Origin of the sequence: Pseudomonas sp. RIT409, from assembly GCF_003052515.2 — a bacterium.
Classification (GTDB): domain Bacteria; phylum Pseudomonadota; class Gammaproteobacteria; order Pseudomonadales; family Pseudomonadaceae; genus Aquipseudomonas.
Window position 1 is genome coordinate 141,496 of the sequence record NZ_QARE02000009.1, and the last position, 15,492, is coordinate 156,987.

Below are 15,492 nucleotides of genomic sequence, written 5' to 3' on the forward strand. Positions count from 1 at the left end.
TTGTTGGGAAAAGCTTTGGCGCTGCAATGACAGGGAACGGATTCTGCGCACGGGGTTCGGATCTTGAAGCCTGACGCGTAAAACTCGTTAGAATGCGGCCAATCATGGCCCGCAAGCGCGCCTATGATATCCAAGAATCGTCATCAGCTTAAGGCCCAGGGCGCAAATGAAACGATCCGCTTTCTTTATCTCCGACGGCACCGGCATCACTGCCGAAACCCTTGGCCAGAGCCTGCTCGCGCAGTTTGAAAACATTACATTCAACAAGTTCACGCGGCCCTACATCGACAGCGTCGAGAAAGCCCGGGCCATGGTGGCGCAGATCAACAAGGCCGCCGAGAAAGACGAAGTTCGGCCGATCATCTTCGACACCATCGTCAATCAGGACATTCGGGAAATCCTGGCGACCTCCGATGGCTTCATGATCGACATCTTTTCGACCTTCCTCGCCCCGCTCGAACAGGAGCTTAGTTCACACTCGTCGTACTCGGTGGGCAAATCCCACTCCATCGGTCACAACTCCAATTACATGGAGCGGATCGAGGCGGTGAACTTCGCGCTGGACAATGACGACGGGGCCCGTACGCACTATTACGACAAAGCGGACATCATTCTGGTGGGTGTATCGCGCTGTGGGAAGACGCCTACCTGTCTATACATGGCCATGCAATTCGGCATACGCGCCGCGAACTATCCGCTTACCGAAGACGACATGGAGCGCCTGCAGTTGCCCGCCGCGCTCAAACAGCATCGCGCCAAGCTGTTCGGGCTGACCATCGACCCGGACCGCCTGACGGCGATTCGTCATGAGCGCAAGCCCAACAGCCGCTATTCCAGCTTTGCGCAGTGTGAATTCGAAGTGCGCGAAGTGGAAAACCTGTTCCGCCGCGAGAACATTCCGCACATCAACTCCACGCACTTTTCGGTCGAGGAAATCTCGGCGAAAGTGCTGGTGGAAAAAGGGGTAGAACGCAGATTCAAATAGCACTGCGTAACCGCAGGCGCGCTTGCCCGCGATGGCGTCGTCTCATTCAGCACGGATTCGGCAGACAGATCGCAATCGCGGGCACGCGCACGCCTACGACGATGGCATGTGCGGTCAGTCACCCGGCACGCGCACCCACCCCTCCATCAATACCCGCGCGCTGCGGCTCATGATGGCCTTCTTCACTTTCCATTCACCTCCGACCTCCACCGCCTCGGCGCCCACGCGCAGCGTTCCCGAAGGATGCCCGAAGCGCACAGCCGTGCGTTCGCCGCCGCCGGCCGCCAGGTTCACCAAGGTTCCGGGAATCGCTGCGGCCGTGCCGATCGCCACGGCGGCGGTGCCCATCATCGCGTGGTGCAGCTTGCCCATGGACATCGCCCGCACAAGCAGATCGGTGTCGTTCGCCGATACGCGCTTGCCGCTTGAAGACAGGTAGTCACTGGGTTTTGCGACAAAAGCGACCTTGGGCGTGTGCTGGCGCTTTGCAGCGTCCTCCACGCTGGCGATCAAGCCCATGCGCACGGCACCATGCGCCCTGATGGTCTCGAGTCGGCTCAACGCCTGCGGGTCGCCATTGATCGCGTCCTGCAGCTCGGTGCCCGTGTAGCCAATGTCACTGGCGTTGACGAAGATCGTCGGGATACCCGCGTTGATCAGGGTGGCCTTGAGTGTCCCGACGCCGGGCACCTCCAGGTCGTCCACCCGATTGCCCGTCGGAAACATCGCACCGCCCGTGCCCTCTTCCTCTGCCGCCGGATCCATGAACGCCAGTTGCACCTCGGCGGCGGGAAAGGTCACCCCATCGAGCTCGAAATCGCCGGTTTCCTGAACCTGGCCATCGGTGATCGGCACATGGGCGATGATGGTCTTGCCAATGTTGGCTTGCCAGATCCGCACCACAGCCACACCGTTGTGAGGAATCCGCGCCGCATCGACCAGCCCATTGCTGATGGCGAAGGGTCCGACGGCAGCCGACAAGTTGCCACAGTTGCCGCTCCAATCCACGAACGGCGCGTCGATCGACACCTGACCGAACAGGTAATCGACATCGTGCTCGGGCTTGATGCTTTTAGACAGAATCACCGCCTTGCTGGTGCTGGACGTGGCGCCCCCCATGCCATCGATCTGCTTGGCATAGGGATCGGGGCTGCCGATCACCCGCAACAGCAGGGCATCGCGTGCCGGGCCCGGTACTTGAGCGGTTTCGGGCAGATCCTCAAGTCGAAAAAACACCCCTTTGCTGGTCCCGCCGCGCATATAAGTGGCAGGGATCTTGATCTGGGCTGTGTGAGCCATGGAATCGTTTCCTTCTTCATTCTGAGACAGGTACGGAACCGCTCCTCAGCGCCAGGGCCACGTGCAGACCGTGCCCCTGGCGTGAGAGGCCGTCATGCCACGGCGGCCGATTCGAGGAAGTCCTGGGCGAAACGCTGCAGCACACCACCGGCTTCGTAGATCGAGACCTCCTCCCCCGTGTCGAGGCGACAGGTCACCGGCACCTCGATGCGCTCGCCGTTGTTTCGCTGGATAACCAGTGTCAACGTCGCTCGGGGCGTTCTTTCTCCGATGACGTCGAACAGCTCGGTGCCGTCGATCCCCAGTGTCGTACGGTTGGTGCCGGGCTGAAACTCCAGCGGCAATACCCCCATGCCCACCAGATTGGTACGGTGGATTCGCTCGAAGCCTTCGGCAACGATCGCCTCCACGCCCGCCAGACGCACCCCTTTCGCCGCCCAGTCACGGGAGGAACCCTGGCCGTAGTCGGCACCTGCGACAATGATCAGCGGCTGTTTGCGGTCCATGTAGGTTTCGATCGCCTCCCACATGCGCACCACCTTGCCTTCCGGCTCGATGCGGGCCAGCGAACCCTGCTTGACCTTGCCGTCCTCTCGTACCATTTCATTGAACAGCTTGGGGTTGGCGAAGGTGGCGCGCTGAGCGGTCAAGTGATCGCCGCGGTGAGTGGCGTAGGAGTTGAAGTCCTCTTCCGGCACACCCATCCTCGCCAGGTATTCGCCTGCGGCACTGTCGAGCATGATTGCATTGGACGGCGACAGGTGATCGGTGGTGATGTTGTCCGGCAGCACCGCCAACGGGCGCATGCCCCGGAGGGTGCGCTCGCCTGCCAGTGCACCTTCCCAATACGGAGGGCGACGAATATAGGTACTCATGGGGCGCCAGTCGTAGAGCGGTTCGACCCTTGGACCTGTGTCCTCATGAACGGCGAACATCGGGATGTATACCTGGCGGAACTGCTCCGGTTTAACAGCCGCTTTGACCACGGCGTCGATTTCTTCATCGCTTGGCCAGATGTCTTTCAGGCGAATCTCATGCCCGTCCGGCCCAATGCCCAGCACATCCTTCTCGATGTCGAAGCGGATGGTCCCGGCAATGGCATAGGCCACCACCAGCGGCGGCGAGGCCAGAAAGGCTTGCTTGGCGTACGGGTGGATGCGCCCATCGAAGTTGCGATTGCCCGACAGAACGGCCGTCGCGTACAGGTCGCGGTCGATGATTTCCTGCTGGATCCGAGGCTCCAGCGCACCGGACATGCCGTTGCAGGTGGTGCAGGCGAACGCCACGACACCAAAGCCCAGTTGCTCGAGCTCACCGGTCAATCCGGCTTCGTCCAGGTACAGCGCAACGGCCTTGGAACCCGGAGCCAGGGAAGATTTGACCCACGGCTTGCGCGTCAGCCCTAGCGCGTTGGCGTTGCGTGCTAACAGCCCCGCAGCAATGACATTGCGTGGGTTGCTGGTGTTGGTGCAACTGGTGATCGCCGCAATGATCACGGCACCGTCCGGCATCTGCCCAGGGGTTTGTGCCCAGGCGCCGGCGATGCCTTTTGCAGCGAGATCGGTCGTGGCCACCCGGGCGTGAGGATTCGACGGCCCGGCCATGTTGCGCACGACGCTGGATAGATCGAAGTGCAGCACCCGCTCATAGTGCGCCTCGGCCAAGCTGTCCGCCCACAGCCCGGTCTGCCGGGCATAGGTTTCGACCAGTTTCACTTGCTGATCGTCGCGCCCGGTCAGGGTCAAGTAGTCGATGGTCTGCTGATCGATGGCGAACATCGCGGCGGTTGCGCCATATTCCGGGGCCATGTTGGAAATGGTGGCGCGATCCCCCAGCGTCAGGGCACGGGCCCCTTCGCCATAAAACTCAAGGTAGGCCCCGACGACTTTCTGTTGACGCAAATATTCCGTGAGCGCGAGCACCACGTCGGTGGCGGTGATGCCAGGCTGAGGCCGACCCGATAGCTCGACGCCGACGATATCCGGCAGGCGCATCCAGGACGCGCGCCCCAGCATGACGTTTTCTGCCTCCAGCCCGCCGACGCCGATGGCGATCACGCCCAGCGCATCGACGTGCGGCGTGTGGCTGTCAGTGCCCACAAGGGTGTCGGGGTAAGCCACACCCTCGAGGGTCTGGATCACCGGCGACATTCGCTCCAGGTTGATCTGGTGCATGATGCCGTTGCCCGGCGGGATCACTTCGACATTCTTGAAGGCCTGTTTGGTCCAGTTGATGAAGTGAAAACGGTCTTCGTTGCGACGGTCCTCGATGGCACGGTTTTTCGCGAAGGCGTCGGGATCGTACCCACCGCACTCGACGGCCAGTGAATGGTCGACGATCAATTGGACCGGGACCACCGGGTTGACCTGTGCCGGGTCCCCGCCGCGCTCAGCGATGGCGTCGCGCAAACCCGCCAGATCCACCAATGCGGTCTGCCCAAGGATGTCGTGACACACCACCCGGGCGGGAAACCAGGGAAAGTCGAGGTCGCGTTTGCGCTCGATCAACTGTTTCAACGAAGCCTGCAGGGCCGCCGGATCGCAGCGGCGTACCAGGTTCTCCGCCAGCACCCGCGAGGTGTACGGCAAGGTGGCGTAGGCGCCAGGCTTGATGGCCTCGACAGCCTCGCGGGCGTCGAAATAATCCAGCGAAGTGCCGGGCAATGGCTTGCGGTATTCAGTGTTCATCGTCAGAACTCGGTCACGGTTGGTTCAAAGGGCAGGCCTTGATCCCTGTCATGGTGTAGGAGCCCGATTGCTCGCGACCGCGTCGTACCTGCGACGACGATGTCGTCTGACACACCGCGGTCGCGGCAAGCGTACTCCTGCCGCTCGGGACCTGAGCCAAATTTAGCGCTGCTCGATGGGCACGAACGTGCGCTGCTCGACGCCGATGTACTCGGCACTCGGGCGGATGATGCGATTGTTCGCGCGCTGTTCGAACACGTGGGAGGCCCAGCCCGTCAGGCGCGAGCAGACGAAGATTGGCGTGAACAGCTTGGTGGGGATCCCCATGAAGTGGTAGGCCGAAGCGTGGTAGAAATCGGCGTTGGGAAACAGTTTTTTCTGTTCCCACATGGTCTTGTCGATGGCTTCGGAAACCGGGAACAGCACCGTATCACCTGCCTCATCGGCGAGCTTTTTCGACCAGCCCTTGATCACCTCGTTGCGTGGATCGTTGTCCTTGTAGATCGCATGGCCGAAGCCCATGATCTTGTCCTTGCGCTCCAGCATCGCCAGCGTGCCTTTGACCGCCTCTTCGGCGGACGAGAATTTTTCGATCATCTCCATGGCCGCTTCGTTGGCGCCGCCGTGCAGCGGGCCGCGAAGACTGCCGATGGCCGCGGTGATACAGGAAAACAGGTCCGACAGCGTCGAGGCGCAGACCCTGGCGGTAAAGGTTGACGCATTGAATTCGTGCTCTGCGTAAAGGATCAGCGAAACGTCCATGACCTTGCGGTGCAGGTCACTGGGAGCCTTGTCCAGCAGCAGCTTGAGGAAGTGCCCACCTAAGGAAGGTTCGTCGGTCATGCAATCGATGCGCTTGCCGTCATGGCTGAAGCGGTACCAGTAACACATGATGGCGGGGAACGCGGCCAACAGGCGGTCGGTTGCGTCACGCTGCTGGTCGAAACTCGTTTCCGGCTCCAGATTACCGAGCATCGAGCAACCGGTGCGCATCACATCCATCGGATGGGCCTCGGCGGGAATGCGCTCCAACACCTCTTTCAACGCAGGCGGCAGGTCCCGCAGGCCCTTCAGCTTTTCAAGGTAGCTGTCCAATTGCGCCTGGGTCGGTAACTCGCCGTACAGCAGCAGGTAGGCGACTTCCTCGAAGCGAGCGTCAGCGGCCAGCTCGCGCACGTCATAACCTCGATAGGTCAGCCCGGCGCCGGCCTGGCCGACGGTGGACAAGGCAGTCTGCCCGGCAACCTGGCCACGCAGGCCCGCGCCGCTCAATATTTTTCCTTCAGCCATTGCTGTCTCCAATCTTGTCGTTTTAAGGGAATCGGCAATTCCGTGACTCGTAAGTCGCTGCAGGAGCGCGCTTGCCCGCGACGCGATCGGCCTGTGAACGCAGTGGCTGACACACCGCAATCGCAGGCAAGCGCGCTCCTAACAAGCTGTCGAAAGCTCTCAGGACTTCTTCTGCGCGAACAGCGCGTCCAGTTTCTGTTCGAAAGCGTGGTAGTCGATACGCTCGTAAAGCTCCATACGGGTCTGCATGGTGTCGACCACATTCTTTTGCGTACCGTCACGGCGAATCGCGGTGTAGACGTTTTCCGCCGCCTTGTTCATGGCGCGGAATGCCGACAGCGGGTACAGCACCAGCGCCACCTCGGCCGCGGCCAGTTCCTCGGTGGTGAACAGCGGCGTTGCGCCGAACTCGGTGATGTTGGCCAGAATCGGTGCTTTTACGCGCGAGGCGAACAGCTTGTACATCTGCAACTCGGTGATGGCCTCGGGGAAGACCATGTCTGCGCCCGCCTCGATGCAGGCTGCGGCCCGATCCAGTGCCGACTCCAGCCCTTCGACGGCCAGCGCGTCGGTACGCGCCATGATCACGAAGCTTTCATCGGTGCGTGCATCGACGGCCGCCTTGATGCGATCGACCATCTCCTGCTGTGAGACGATTTCCTTGCCCGGACGATGACCGCAACGCTTGGCGCCCACCTGATCCTCGATGTGCATGGCGGCCGCGCCGAACTTGATCATTGATTTCACCGTGCGCGCCACGTTGAACGCGGAGGCGCCAAAGCCGGTGTCGACATCCACCAGCAAGGGCAAGTCGCAGACGTCGGTGATGCGGCGCACGTCGGTCAATACATCATCGAGGCCGGTAATGCCAAGGTCCGGTACCCCCAGGGAGCCCGCCGCGACCCCGCCACCCGACAGGTAGATGGCCTTGAAGCCGGCGCGCTGGGCCAGCAAGGCGTGATTGGCATTGATCGTGCCGACCACTTGCAGCGGATGCTCGCTGGCCACGGCATCACGGAAGCGTTGGCCGGGAGTCTTTCTTGAAGTCATTGTTCACCTCGGTCAGAAGCACCTTGATAGTGCTGTTCGATGTTGCGCCGCGAGGCGCCGATGTGGCGACGCATCAGCAGCTCTGCCAGTTCGCCGTCACGGTCTGCGATGGCGTCCAGAATGCGATGGTGTTCGGCGAACGCCTGGCGGGGCCGGTTGGGCGTGGTGGAATACTGGATGCGGTACATCCGCACCAGTTGGTAGAGCTCGCCACACAGCATTTGCGTCAAGGTGCCGTTGCGTGCCCCCTGAATGATCCGGTAATGGAAGTCGAAATCGCCCTCCTGCTGGTAATAGCCCACGCCGGCCTGGAAGGCGCAATCGCGCTCATGGGTGTCCAGCACATGGCGCAACTCCTCGATCTCTTCGATCGTCATGCGTTCGGCGGCCAGACGGCAGGCCATGCCTTCCAGCGATTCACGAATTTCGTAGAGTTCCACCAGTTCGGCATGGCTCAGCGAAACCACCCTGGCCCCGACATGCGGGACGCGCACCAACAAGCGCTGGCCTTCCAGCCGGTGGATGGCCTCGCGCAGTGGCCCGCGACTGATGCCATAGGTACGTGCCAGTTCAGGCTCGGAAATCTTGCTTCCCGGCGCGATGTCGCCCTTGACGATCGCCGCCTGAATGCGACGAAAAACGTTTTCGGACAAGGTCTCCGAATCGAGCGAAGCCGTGGGCGCGAGTTCAGGGCTATCCAACATTGTCGACACCTTGTGTTTCCAGTACGTCAAATCTAGTCACTATCGGCACATTTCGTCAAAGATAATTTTAGGACTGTCGACAATCGTCTTATTACCGCTCGACTTGACCCACGGTTCGCCGGTGACACCAGCGTTGCCGTTCGCTGGCGCCAGAAAACCTTCATGCTAGAATGCCGACCGCATCAGCCTGCCAAGCATGTCTACCCGAGTGTGGCCAGAACCGGACTGCCGAGCCGACGCCGTCGTCGCTCTTTGTACTCACTTTCACCGCACCAGGATCTATGAGCCGCCACCCCCTTCTTTGCCTTCTCTGCCTGTATTTGCCGGGTCTGTTTTTCAGCGATTCGTCCGCGGCTGCGGGCAAGACGGTCTACGGGTTGAATGAGTACGCCGACGTGGCCGGGATCGATCTTCAGGTGGCGGCCAAACTCGACACCGGCGCGAAGACCGCGTCCCTCAGCGCCCGCGACATCAAGCGGTTCAAGCGTGACGGCGAATCCTGGGTGCGGTTCTATCTGGCGATCGACGATGCCCATGAGCACCCCATCGAACGCCCTCTGTCCCGGGTCAGCAAGATCAAGCGCCGCGCCGGCGACGTGGATCCGGACGACGAGAAAAAATACACCTCGCGCCCCGTGATCAGCCTCGATGTCTGCATGGGCAAGGTTTCTCGCACCATCGAAGTGAACTTGACCGACCGAAGTGCATTCCAATACCCGCTTTTGATTGGCTCCGAGGCCCTCAAGCACTTCGACGCACTGGTCGACCCCAGCCTTAAATTTGCTGCAGGCAAGCCTGCCTGCATCACTGATGCTCAAACCGCAGAGTAACGACATGCGCTCTCTTACCCTCCATCTGAAAATCCTGATCGCCACCCTGGTGACCCTGGGCATCGCGATCACGGCCTATCAGATACTGGTGCTGGGCATCCCGGTGACCGAAGACGAAACAGACGACTTGTGGAACATCGACGCCAAGGTCGAGTTCGTCGCCAATCCGAAGGACTCGGTCAAGGTGCAGATGTACGTCCCACCGCTGTCCCGGGATTACATCAGCCTCAATGAAAGTTTCATCTCCAATAATTACGGCGTGAACGTCAACCGGGCCGACGGTAACCGCAAGGTGACCTGGTCAGCGCGCCGCGCCACGGGCAACCAGACCCTCTACTACCGCCTGGTGCTGACCAAGCGCTACAGCGCCGAAAAAGCCAAGGTCAAAGGCCCGATCTTCCGCGATAGCATCGCCGTGGAAGGCCCCGAGAAAATCGCTGCCGACGCTCTGCTCGCCCCCATTCGCCAGCATTCCGCGGATGTCGAAACCTTCGTCAGCGAGGCAATACGGCGGGTCAACAACCTGAGTGACGACAACGTCAAGCTGCTTCTGGCGGGCGATCCTTCGGTACAGAACAAGGCCCGCGTCACCGAACTGCTGCTGTCCATTGCCCACGTGCCGGTGGAAAAGGTGCACACCATTCGGCTGGTCGCCGATCAGCCCCAGGCGCCCGAGCTCTGGCTGCGCAGCTTCAATGGCAAGGACTGGTTGTATTTCAACCCCGAAACGGGCGAGGCCGGGCTCCCCGAAGACCGCCTGGTGTGGTGGATCGGCGACGACAATCTGATCACGGTCGAGGGGGGCAAGAAAGCGGTCGTCAGTTTCAGCCTGAACAACAGCGAAATGAACGCCATCCGCCTGGCCAAGCTGACCGACGAAAGCACCGATGCCGACTTCCTCGAATACTCACTTTACGGCCTGCCGCTGCAGACCCAGCAGACCTTCATGATCATGGTGATGATTCCGATCGGCGTGCTGGTCATCCTGATCCTGCGCAACCTCGTCGGCCTGCAGACACTGGGTACCTTCACGCCGGTGCTGATCGCCCTGGCCTTTCGCGAAACCCAACTGGGTTTCGGCATCGTCCTGTTCACCATCATCACTGCGCTCGGGCTATCGCTGCGCTCCTATCTCGAGCACCTGAAACTGCAGATGCTGCCGCGACTGTCGGTGGTGCTGACCTTCGTCGTGGTGCTGATCGCCGCCATCAGCCTGTTCAGCCACAAATTGGGCCTTGAACGCGGGCTGTCGGTGGCGCTGTTCCCGATGGTGATCCTCACCATGACCATCGAGCGCCTGTCGATCACCTGGGAAGAGCGCGGCGGCGGCCACGCAATGAAGGTCGCCATCGGCACCCTCTTCGCCGCCTCGCTGGCACACATCATCATGACCGTGCCGGAACTGATCTATTTCGTTTTCACCTTCCCGGCGATCCTGCTGATTCTGGTGGGTTTCATGCTGGCCATGGGACGCTACCGCGGCTACCGCCTGACCGAACTGGTGCGCTTCAAGGCTTTCCTCAAGGAAGACGCTGAGCGGGAAAACGCCCGATGATCGGCTGGTGGAAGACCTGGAAAGCCCTAGAGGCCAAGGGGATCATGGGCATCAACCGGCGCAATGCCGATTACGTGCTCAAGTACAACAAACGAAGCCTGTATCCCATCGTCGATGACAAGATCATCACCAAGGAGCGGGCCATCGCAGCAGGCATTCATGTGCCGGAGATGTACGGGATCATTTCGACCGAGAAGGAAATCGAGCGGCTTGACGAGATCATCGGCGCCCGCAACGACTTCGTCGTCAAACCCGCACAGGGCGCGGGTGGCGATGGCATTCTGGTCATTGCCGATCGTTTCGAGGAGCGCTTTCGCACGATCTCCGGGCGCATCATCAGCCATGACGAAATCGAGCATCAGATTTCCAGCATCCTCACCGGCCTGTATTCGCTGGGCGGCCATCGCGATCGGGCATTGATCGAATACCGGGTAACGCCCGATCCGATCTTCAAGAGCATCAGTTACGAGGGCGTGCCGGACATCCGGGTCATCGTGCTGATGGGTTACCCGGTCATGGCGATGCTGCGCTTGCCCACGCGCCAGTCCGGCGGCAAGGCCAATCTGCACCAGGGCGCGATTGGCGTGGGGGTCGACTTGGCCACCGGGCAAACCTTGCGCGGCACCTGGCTCAACAACATCATCAGCAAACACCCGGACACCACCAACGCCGTGGACGGCGTGCAACTCCCCAATTGGGATGGGTTCATGAAGCTGGCCGCCGAATGTTATGACTTGTGCGGCCTTGGCTACATCGGCGTGGACATGGTGCTCGACCAGGATCGCGGTCCGCTGATCCTCGAGCTCAATGCCCGCCCCGGTCTGAATATTCAGATTGCCAACGATTGCGGCCTGACCCACCGCACCCGCGCAGTCGAACAGCGCCTTGAAGAGCTGGCCGCTGAAGGCCGTCACGACAGCCCGGATGAGCGCGTCCAGTTCGTCCAGGCGCTGTTCGGGCACGTCTGAGGCAAACTTTCAGCGGTCGGGCCCGGTGCCACGCGATCACTTGCCAAAGCGTTCTCTGGCCGTGCCCAACCCCTTTCAACGCCTGACCGGGGTCTTGTCCGGGGACTGTGACCCGCGATACAGCGGCGCGCAGGCGTCAAATTCCGACACACCTCTAGGAGGCTGATCAGCAGAGGACTACAATCGCCGTCCGCGCCATGACTGACCGCTTCCGCATGCCAATCTGCTCTGTACACCCGATCCCCTACCACGCCAACCCGACCGGGTATTTTTCTGCGGTTCGCCACGCGCCCGGCGCCGTGCTGCTGGACAGCGGCCGCCCGGAAGCGGACCGGGGGCGGTTCGACATCCTCAGTGCCTGGCCGCTGCAGGTGTTCGTTCCCGAAACGGACGAAACAGGTGCAGCGTTTCTGGACCGCCTGCGCGCAGGCCTGGCTCAATTGCCAGAAGCAGCGTTGCCCGAACACCTCACCTTGCCATTCGCCGGCGGGCTGCTGGGTTACCTGGCCTACGATTTTGGTCGATTGTTCGAGGCGTTGCCCGCCCAGGCCATCGATGACCTGCACCTGCCCTCGGCGCAACTCGGCCTGTACGATTGGGCGCTGATCAGTGACCATCAGCAACGCACTTCGCAGTTGATGTTCCATCCTTCGATGAGTCTGCAAGCACGCCAGCGGCTGATCGAGCTGTTCGACACCCCCGCCCCGTCGGGTGAAACGTCCTTCCAGCTCACCCGCCCGTTTTCCGCGGACACGAGTGCCGAGCAGTATCGAGCGGCCATCGAGCGCATTCATGCCTACATTCAGGCCGGAGACTGCTATCAGGTCAATTTCGCCCAGCGGTTTCGTGCCGGTTACAGCGGCGATCCATGGACGGCCTACCAGGCGCTGCGGGCGGCCTGCCCGACACCCTTCGCTGGCTTCCTCGCCCTGCCTGATGGCGATGCGGTGCTGAGCCTGTCCCCGGAGCGCTTCATCAAGGTCAGCCAGCGCCAGGTCGAAACCCGACCGATCAAAGGCACGCGCCCCCGCGGTCGGGATGCCACCGAAGACCGAGCCTATGCCGAGGCGTTACTCGCCAGCCCGAAGGACCGCGCCGAGAACCTGATGATCGTCGACCTGCTGCGCAACGATTTGGGCCGCACCTGCCGGACCGGCTCAGTGCGGGTGCCCGAGCTGTTCAGCCTGGAAAGCTACCCCAATGTTCATCATCTGGTCAGTGCAGTGACCGGCGAACTGGCCAACGGAAAGGATGCGCTCGACCTGATCGGCAGCAGTTTCCCCGGAGGCTCGATCACCGGCGCTCCGAAGATTCGCTCCATGCAGATCATCGACGAGCTGGAGCCCACACGCCGTGCGTTGTATTGCGGCTCATTGCTGTATCTGGACGTGCGCGGCGAAATGGACAGCTCCATCGCGATTCGCAGCCTCCTCGCCCAACACGGCCAGATCGCCTGCTGGGGTGGCGGCGGCATCGTAGCCGACTCGGATTGGAACGCCGAGTACCAGGAGTCCATGACCAAGGTTCGGGTACTGCTCGAAACACTCGAGGGGCTGTGACCAGCCCGCTTTGGAATCGCCGCTCGCCTGCAGCTTTCGGGCAAACCGACGGCGGTTTTTGTTACCATCTGTGCCATTACGAGCGCCTAAGCGCCACCCTTGATTAGGAAGCCGCCTGATGAGCCATCCCTTCGACGTCGCTGACATCGCCGCGACGTATGCCGACAAGTCCGCCCAGGACATTCTCAAATTCGCCTTCCAGCATTTTGGCGACGAGCTGTGGGTCTCCTTCAGCGGCGCCGAAGACGTGGTGCTGGTTGACATGGCGTGGAAAATCAACAAGAACGTCAAGGTGTTCAGCCTGGACACCGGGCGTCTGCACCCCGAGACCTACCGCTTCATCGATCAGGTTCGCGAGCAGTACAACATTGCCATCGACATCGTTTCTCCCGATCGCGAGAAGCTCGAACCGTTCGTCAAGGAGAAGGGCCTGTTCAGTTTTTATCGGGACGGTCACGGGGAATGCTGCGGGGTGCGCAAGATCGAACCCCTGCGCCGTAAACTGACGGACGTCAAGGCTTGGGCCACCGGCCAGCGTCGCGATCAAAGCCCGGGCACGCGCAACAACGTGGCCGTGGTTGAAATGGACGGTGCGTTCTCGGCCCCCGAGCGCACACTCTACAAATTCAACCCATTGGCGCAGATGACCAGCGCCGAAGTGTGGAATTACATTCGCATGCTGGAACTGCCTTACAACAGCCTGCACGAACGCGGATTCATCAGCATCGGCTGCGAGCCCTGCACCCGCCCGGTCCTGCCGAACCAGCATGAACGTGAGGGTCGCTGGTGGTGGGAAGAAGCCACCCAGAAAGAATGCGGGTTGCACGCAGGCAACCTGATCACCAAAGCCTGAACGCCCTATCAAGGAACAGGCGCACCCGCAAAAGCGGCTCTGAAAAGGGCCGCGCTGGCTTGTCGCTCGACGAGTGCGGCTGCTCTTAGTGCTCGGGGAGCACAACGCCCTCGAACAACTCTTCCAATTCCTGCTTGTTGTGGCACTGAATGGCCTTGGCCATGACATCCCGGGTCAGGTGCGGCGCAAATTTCTCGATGAAATCGCACATGAAGCCCCGCAGGAAGGTCCCACGGCGGAAGCCGATCTTGGTCACGCTGGCCTCGAACAAATCACTGGCGTCGAGCACCACCAAGTCACTGTCCAGCGTCGGGTCCACCGCCATTTTCGCGACGATCCCAACCCCGAGCCCCAGGCGGACATAGGTCTTGATCACGTCGGCATCGGCCGCCGTAAACACCACTTTGGGCGTCAGGCCCCTGTGGCTGAACGCCTCATCGAGCTTGGAGCGCCCGGTAAAACCGAATACGTAGGTCACGATCGGGTATTCAGCGAGGACCTCAAGGGTCAGTTTGGGCACCTTGGTCAGCGGATGCCCTTGAGGCACTACCACGCAACGGTTCCACGTGTAGCACGGCATCATCACCAGATCGCCGAACAGCTCCAGCGCTTCGGTGGCGATGGCGAAGTCCACCGTACCGTCGGCAGCCATTTCGGCAATCTGCATCGGAGAGCCTTGGTGCATGTGCAATGCCACGTCCGGGTACTGCTTGATGAAATTGCTGATCACCGGCGGCAACGCATAACGCGCCTGGGTGTGGGTGGTGGCAATCGACAGGGTGCCTTTCTTTTCGTTGGAGAACTCTTGAGCGATCTGTTTGATGCTCTCGACCTTGCGCAGGATCTCGCCGGCCGTGGTGATGATCCGCTCGCCCGCGGGTGTGACGCGCGTCAGGTGTTTACCGCTGCGCGCGAAGACCTCGACGCCCAACTCGTCTTCCAGCAGGCGAATCTGCTTGCTGATGCCCGGCTGCGAGGTGTAGAGGCTCTGCGCCGTCGCCGAAACGTTGAGGTCGTGGTGCGCCACTTCCCAGATGTAGCGCAGTTGTTGAAGCTTCATAGGTATCCCTCAAAGCCGGAAGACGCTCGCGCGTCCGCGACGGTATATAACTGGATTAATGGTCTGAAAGGCGAAGCTAGAACTTTTTATCATTTTTATTCAGTAATGGCACGCTGCTTTTCAACGCGTCGGCCATTTTCTGAAGATCGCTCACTGCCCGAACCGATACTGCATGGGCACCATGTACACCGGTACCTCGGACAACTGCAGAACCCTGGCGGCCGTTCGCCCGATGGGCGTGTCGCCCTCCCCCCCGTGACTGTGGCTGCCCAGCACCAGCAGATCGACAGCCAATCGTTGCGCCTGCTCCAGAATCACTTTGGACGGATCGCCCTGCACCACGCGGACGTTGCGAATCAGCGCGAGATCCTGGTTGTCTTCGCCCAATTCGTCGCGAAACCCCGCCAGCACCCGAGCCTCGATGCCCTCGATGACGGTGTTGACCCCCTCACTTTGCAACTCCCGAAGCACATCCTCGGCCAGATAGCTCTGCAGGACCGATTCGGCGAACAACCCCATCGGCTCTACCACATGGATGACGTGCAATTCGGCATTGAACGTCCGGGCCAGTGCCAGCGCATGCTGCAGGACAACAGGGGCGTAAAGGCCTAGGTCCGTGGCAAACAGCATCGAGCGAATCATGTGACCTCCA

Annotated in this window: 13 protein-coding genes; 6 read left to right on the plus strand and 7 right to left on the minus strand. The window is 61.1% G+C overall.

Annotated elements, in window-relative coordinates; translation table 11 throughout:
• Nucleotides 1–166: 166 nt before the first annotated feature.
• Nucleotides 167–985, plus strand: coding sequence for a pyruvate, water dikinase regulatory protein (locus tag DBP26_RS13660; protein WP_108238036.1), 819 nt, complete (start codon nucleotides 167–169; stop codon nucleotides 983–985).
• A gap of 114 nt (nucleotides 986–1,099) precedes the next feature.
• Here DBP26_RS13660 and prpF read toward each other — a convergent pair whose 3' ends face one another.
• The 5 genes from prpF to DBP26_RS13685 all read right to left on the minus strand — a co-directional run bounded on the left by prpF (nucleotide 1,100) and on the right by DBP26_RS13685 (nucleotide 8,015).
• Nucleotides 1,100–2,284 carry a 2-methylaconitate cis-trans isomerase PrpF gene (prpF, locus tag DBP26_RS13665; protein WP_108238035.1) on the minus strand — a complete coding sequence of 395 codons (1,185 nt, stop codon included), beginning with the start codon at nucleotides 2,282–2,284 and terminating at the stop codon, nucleotides 1,100–1,102.
• A gap of 92 nt (nucleotides 2,285–2,376) precedes the next feature.
• On the minus strand, nucleotides 2,377–4,971 hold the full coding sequence (gene acnD, locus DBP26_RS13670; RefSeq protein WP_108238034.1) for a Fe/S-dependent 2-methylisocitrate dehydratase AcnD: 2,595 nt from the start codon (nucleotides 4,969–4,971) through the stop codon (nucleotides 2,377–2,379).
• A gap of 162 nt (nucleotides 4,972–5,133) precedes the next feature.
• A complete protein-coding gene (gene prpC, locus DBP26_RS13675; protein ID WP_108238033.1) occupies nucleotides 5,134–6,261 on the minus strand; it encodes a 2-methylcitrate synthase in 1,128 nt (375 codons plus the stop codon).
• Nucleotides 6,262–6,420: 159 nt separating this feature from the next.
• On the minus strand, nucleotides 6,421–7,311 hold the full coding sequence (prpB, locus tag DBP26_RS13680) for a methylisocitrate lyase (protein WP_108238032.1): 891 nt from the start codon (nucleotides 7,309–7,311) through the stop codon (nucleotides 6,421–6,423).
• Complete coding sequence (locus tag DBP26_RS13685) at nucleotides 7,308–8,015, minus strand: GntR family transcriptional regulator (protein ID WP_108238031.1); 708 nt, start codon at nucleotides 8,013–8,015, stop codon at nucleotides 7,308–7,310. Before DBP26_RS13685 ends, prpB begins: the two co-directional genes overlap by 4 nt.
• A gap of 281 nt (nucleotides 8,016–8,296) precedes the next feature.
• Between DBP26_RS13685 and DBP26_RS13690 the strand changes: the two genes are divergently transcribed.
• The 5 genes from DBP26_RS13690 (at nucleotide 8,297) to DBP26_RS13710 (ending at nucleotide 13,780) form a co-directional block, all read left to right on the plus strand.
• Nucleotides 8,297–8,845 carry an ATP-dependent zinc protease gene (locus tag DBP26_RS13690; protein WP_108238030.1) on the plus strand — a complete coding sequence of 183 codons (549 nt, stop codon included), beginning with the start codon at nucleotides 8,297–8,299 and terminating at the stop codon, nucleotides 8,843–8,845.
• Nucleotides 8,846–8,849: 4 nt separating this feature from the next.
• Nucleotides 8,850–10,400, plus strand: a complete 1,551-nt coding sequence (locus DBP26_RS13695; RefSeq protein WP_108238151.1) for an inactive transglutaminase family protein — start codon at nucleotides 8,850–8,852, stop codon at nucleotides 10,398–10,400.
• Entirely contained in the window at nucleotides 10,400–11,368 is a 969-nt protein-coding gene (locus DBP26_RS13700) for an alpha-L-glutamate ligase-like protein (RefSeq protein ID WP_177411057.1), read from the plus strand. The genes DBP26_RS13695 and DBP26_RS13700 overlap by 1 nt, the downstream gene beginning before the upstream one ends.
• 215 nt (nucleotides 11,369–11,583) lie before the next feature.
• A complete protein-coding gene (pabB, locus tag DBP26_RS13705; RefSeq protein ID WP_108238150.1) occupies nucleotides 11,584–12,927 on the plus strand; it encodes an aminodeoxychorismate synthase component I in 1,344 nt (447 codons plus the stop codon).
• Between the two features lie 118 nt (nucleotides 12,928–13,045).
• Nucleotides 13,046–13,780, plus strand: a complete 735-nt coding sequence (locus DBP26_RS13710) for a phosphoadenylyl-sulfate reductase (RefSeq protein ID WP_108238028.1) — start codon at nucleotides 13,046–13,048, stop codon at nucleotides 13,778–13,780.
• Nucleotides 13,781–13,865: 85 nt separating this feature from the next.
• Here DBP26_RS13710 and cysB read toward each other — a convergent pair whose 3' ends face one another.
• Entirely contained in the window at nucleotides 13,866–14,840 is a 975-nt protein-coding gene (gene cysB, locus DBP26_RS13715) for an HTH-type transcriptional regulator CysB (RefSeq protein ID WP_108238027.1), read from the minus strand.
• A gap of 150 nt (nucleotides 14,841–14,990) precedes the next feature.
• Nucleotides 14,991–15,482, minus strand: coding sequence for a universal stress protein (locus DBP26_RS13720; RefSeq protein ID WP_108238026.1), 492 nt, complete (start codon nucleotides 15,480–15,482; stop codon nucleotides 14,991–14,993).
• Between the last annotated feature and the right edge of the window lie 10 nt (nucleotides 15,483–15,492).

What these genes read in the sequence shown, in the direction of transcription:
- prpB (WP_108238032.1), bottom strand. Translation starts at nt 7,311, where the DNA reads ATGACTTCAAGAAAGACTCCCGGCCAACGCTTCCGTGATGCCGTGGCC.
- pabB (WP_108238150.1), top strand. Translation starts at nt 11,584, where the DNA reads ATGCCAATCTGCTCTGTACACCCGATCCCCTACCACGCCAACCCGACC.
- DBP26_RS13695 (WP_108238151.1), top strand. Translation starts at nt 8,850, where the DNA reads ATGCGCTCTCTTACCCTCCATCTGAAAATCCTGATCGCCACCCTGGTG.
- prpF (WP_108238035.1), bottom strand. Translation starts at nt 2,284, where the DNA reads ATGGCTCACACAGCCCAGATCAAGATCCCTGCCACTTATATGCGCGGC.
- DBP26_RS13685 (WP_108238031.1), bottom strand. Translation starts at nt 8,015, where the DNA reads ATGTTGGATAGCCCTGAACTCGCGCCCACGGCTTCGCTCGATTCGGAG.
- DBP26_RS13690 (WP_108238030.1), top strand. Translation starts at nt 8,297, where the DNA reads ATGAGCCGCCACCCCCTTCTTTGCCTTCTCTGCCTGTATTTGCCGGGT.
- DBP26_RS13720 (WP_108238026.1), bottom strand. Translation starts at nt 15,482, where the DNA reads ATGATTCGCTCGATGCTGTTTGCCACGGACCTAGGCCTTTACGCCCCT.
- DBP26_RS13660 (WP_108238036.1), top strand. Translation starts at nt 167, where the DNA reads ATGAAACGATCCGCTTTCTTTATCTCCGACGGCACCGGCATCACTGCC.
- cysB (WP_108238027.1), bottom strand. Translation starts at nt 14,840, where the DNA reads ATGAAGCTTCAACAACTGCGCTACATCTGGGAAGTGGCGCACCACGAC.
- prpC (WP_108238033.1), bottom strand. Translation starts at nt 6,261, where the DNA reads ATGGCTGAAGGAAAAATATTGAGCGGCGCGGGCCTGCGTGGCCAGGTT.
- DBP26_RS13710 (WP_108238028.1), top strand. Translation starts at nt 13,046, where the DNA reads ATGAGCCATCCCTTCGACGTCGCTGACATCGCCGCGACGTATGCCGAC.
- acnD (WP_108238034.1), bottom strand. Translation starts at nt 4,971, where the DNA reads ATGAACACTGAATACCGCAAGCCATTGCCCGGCACTTCGCTGGATTAT.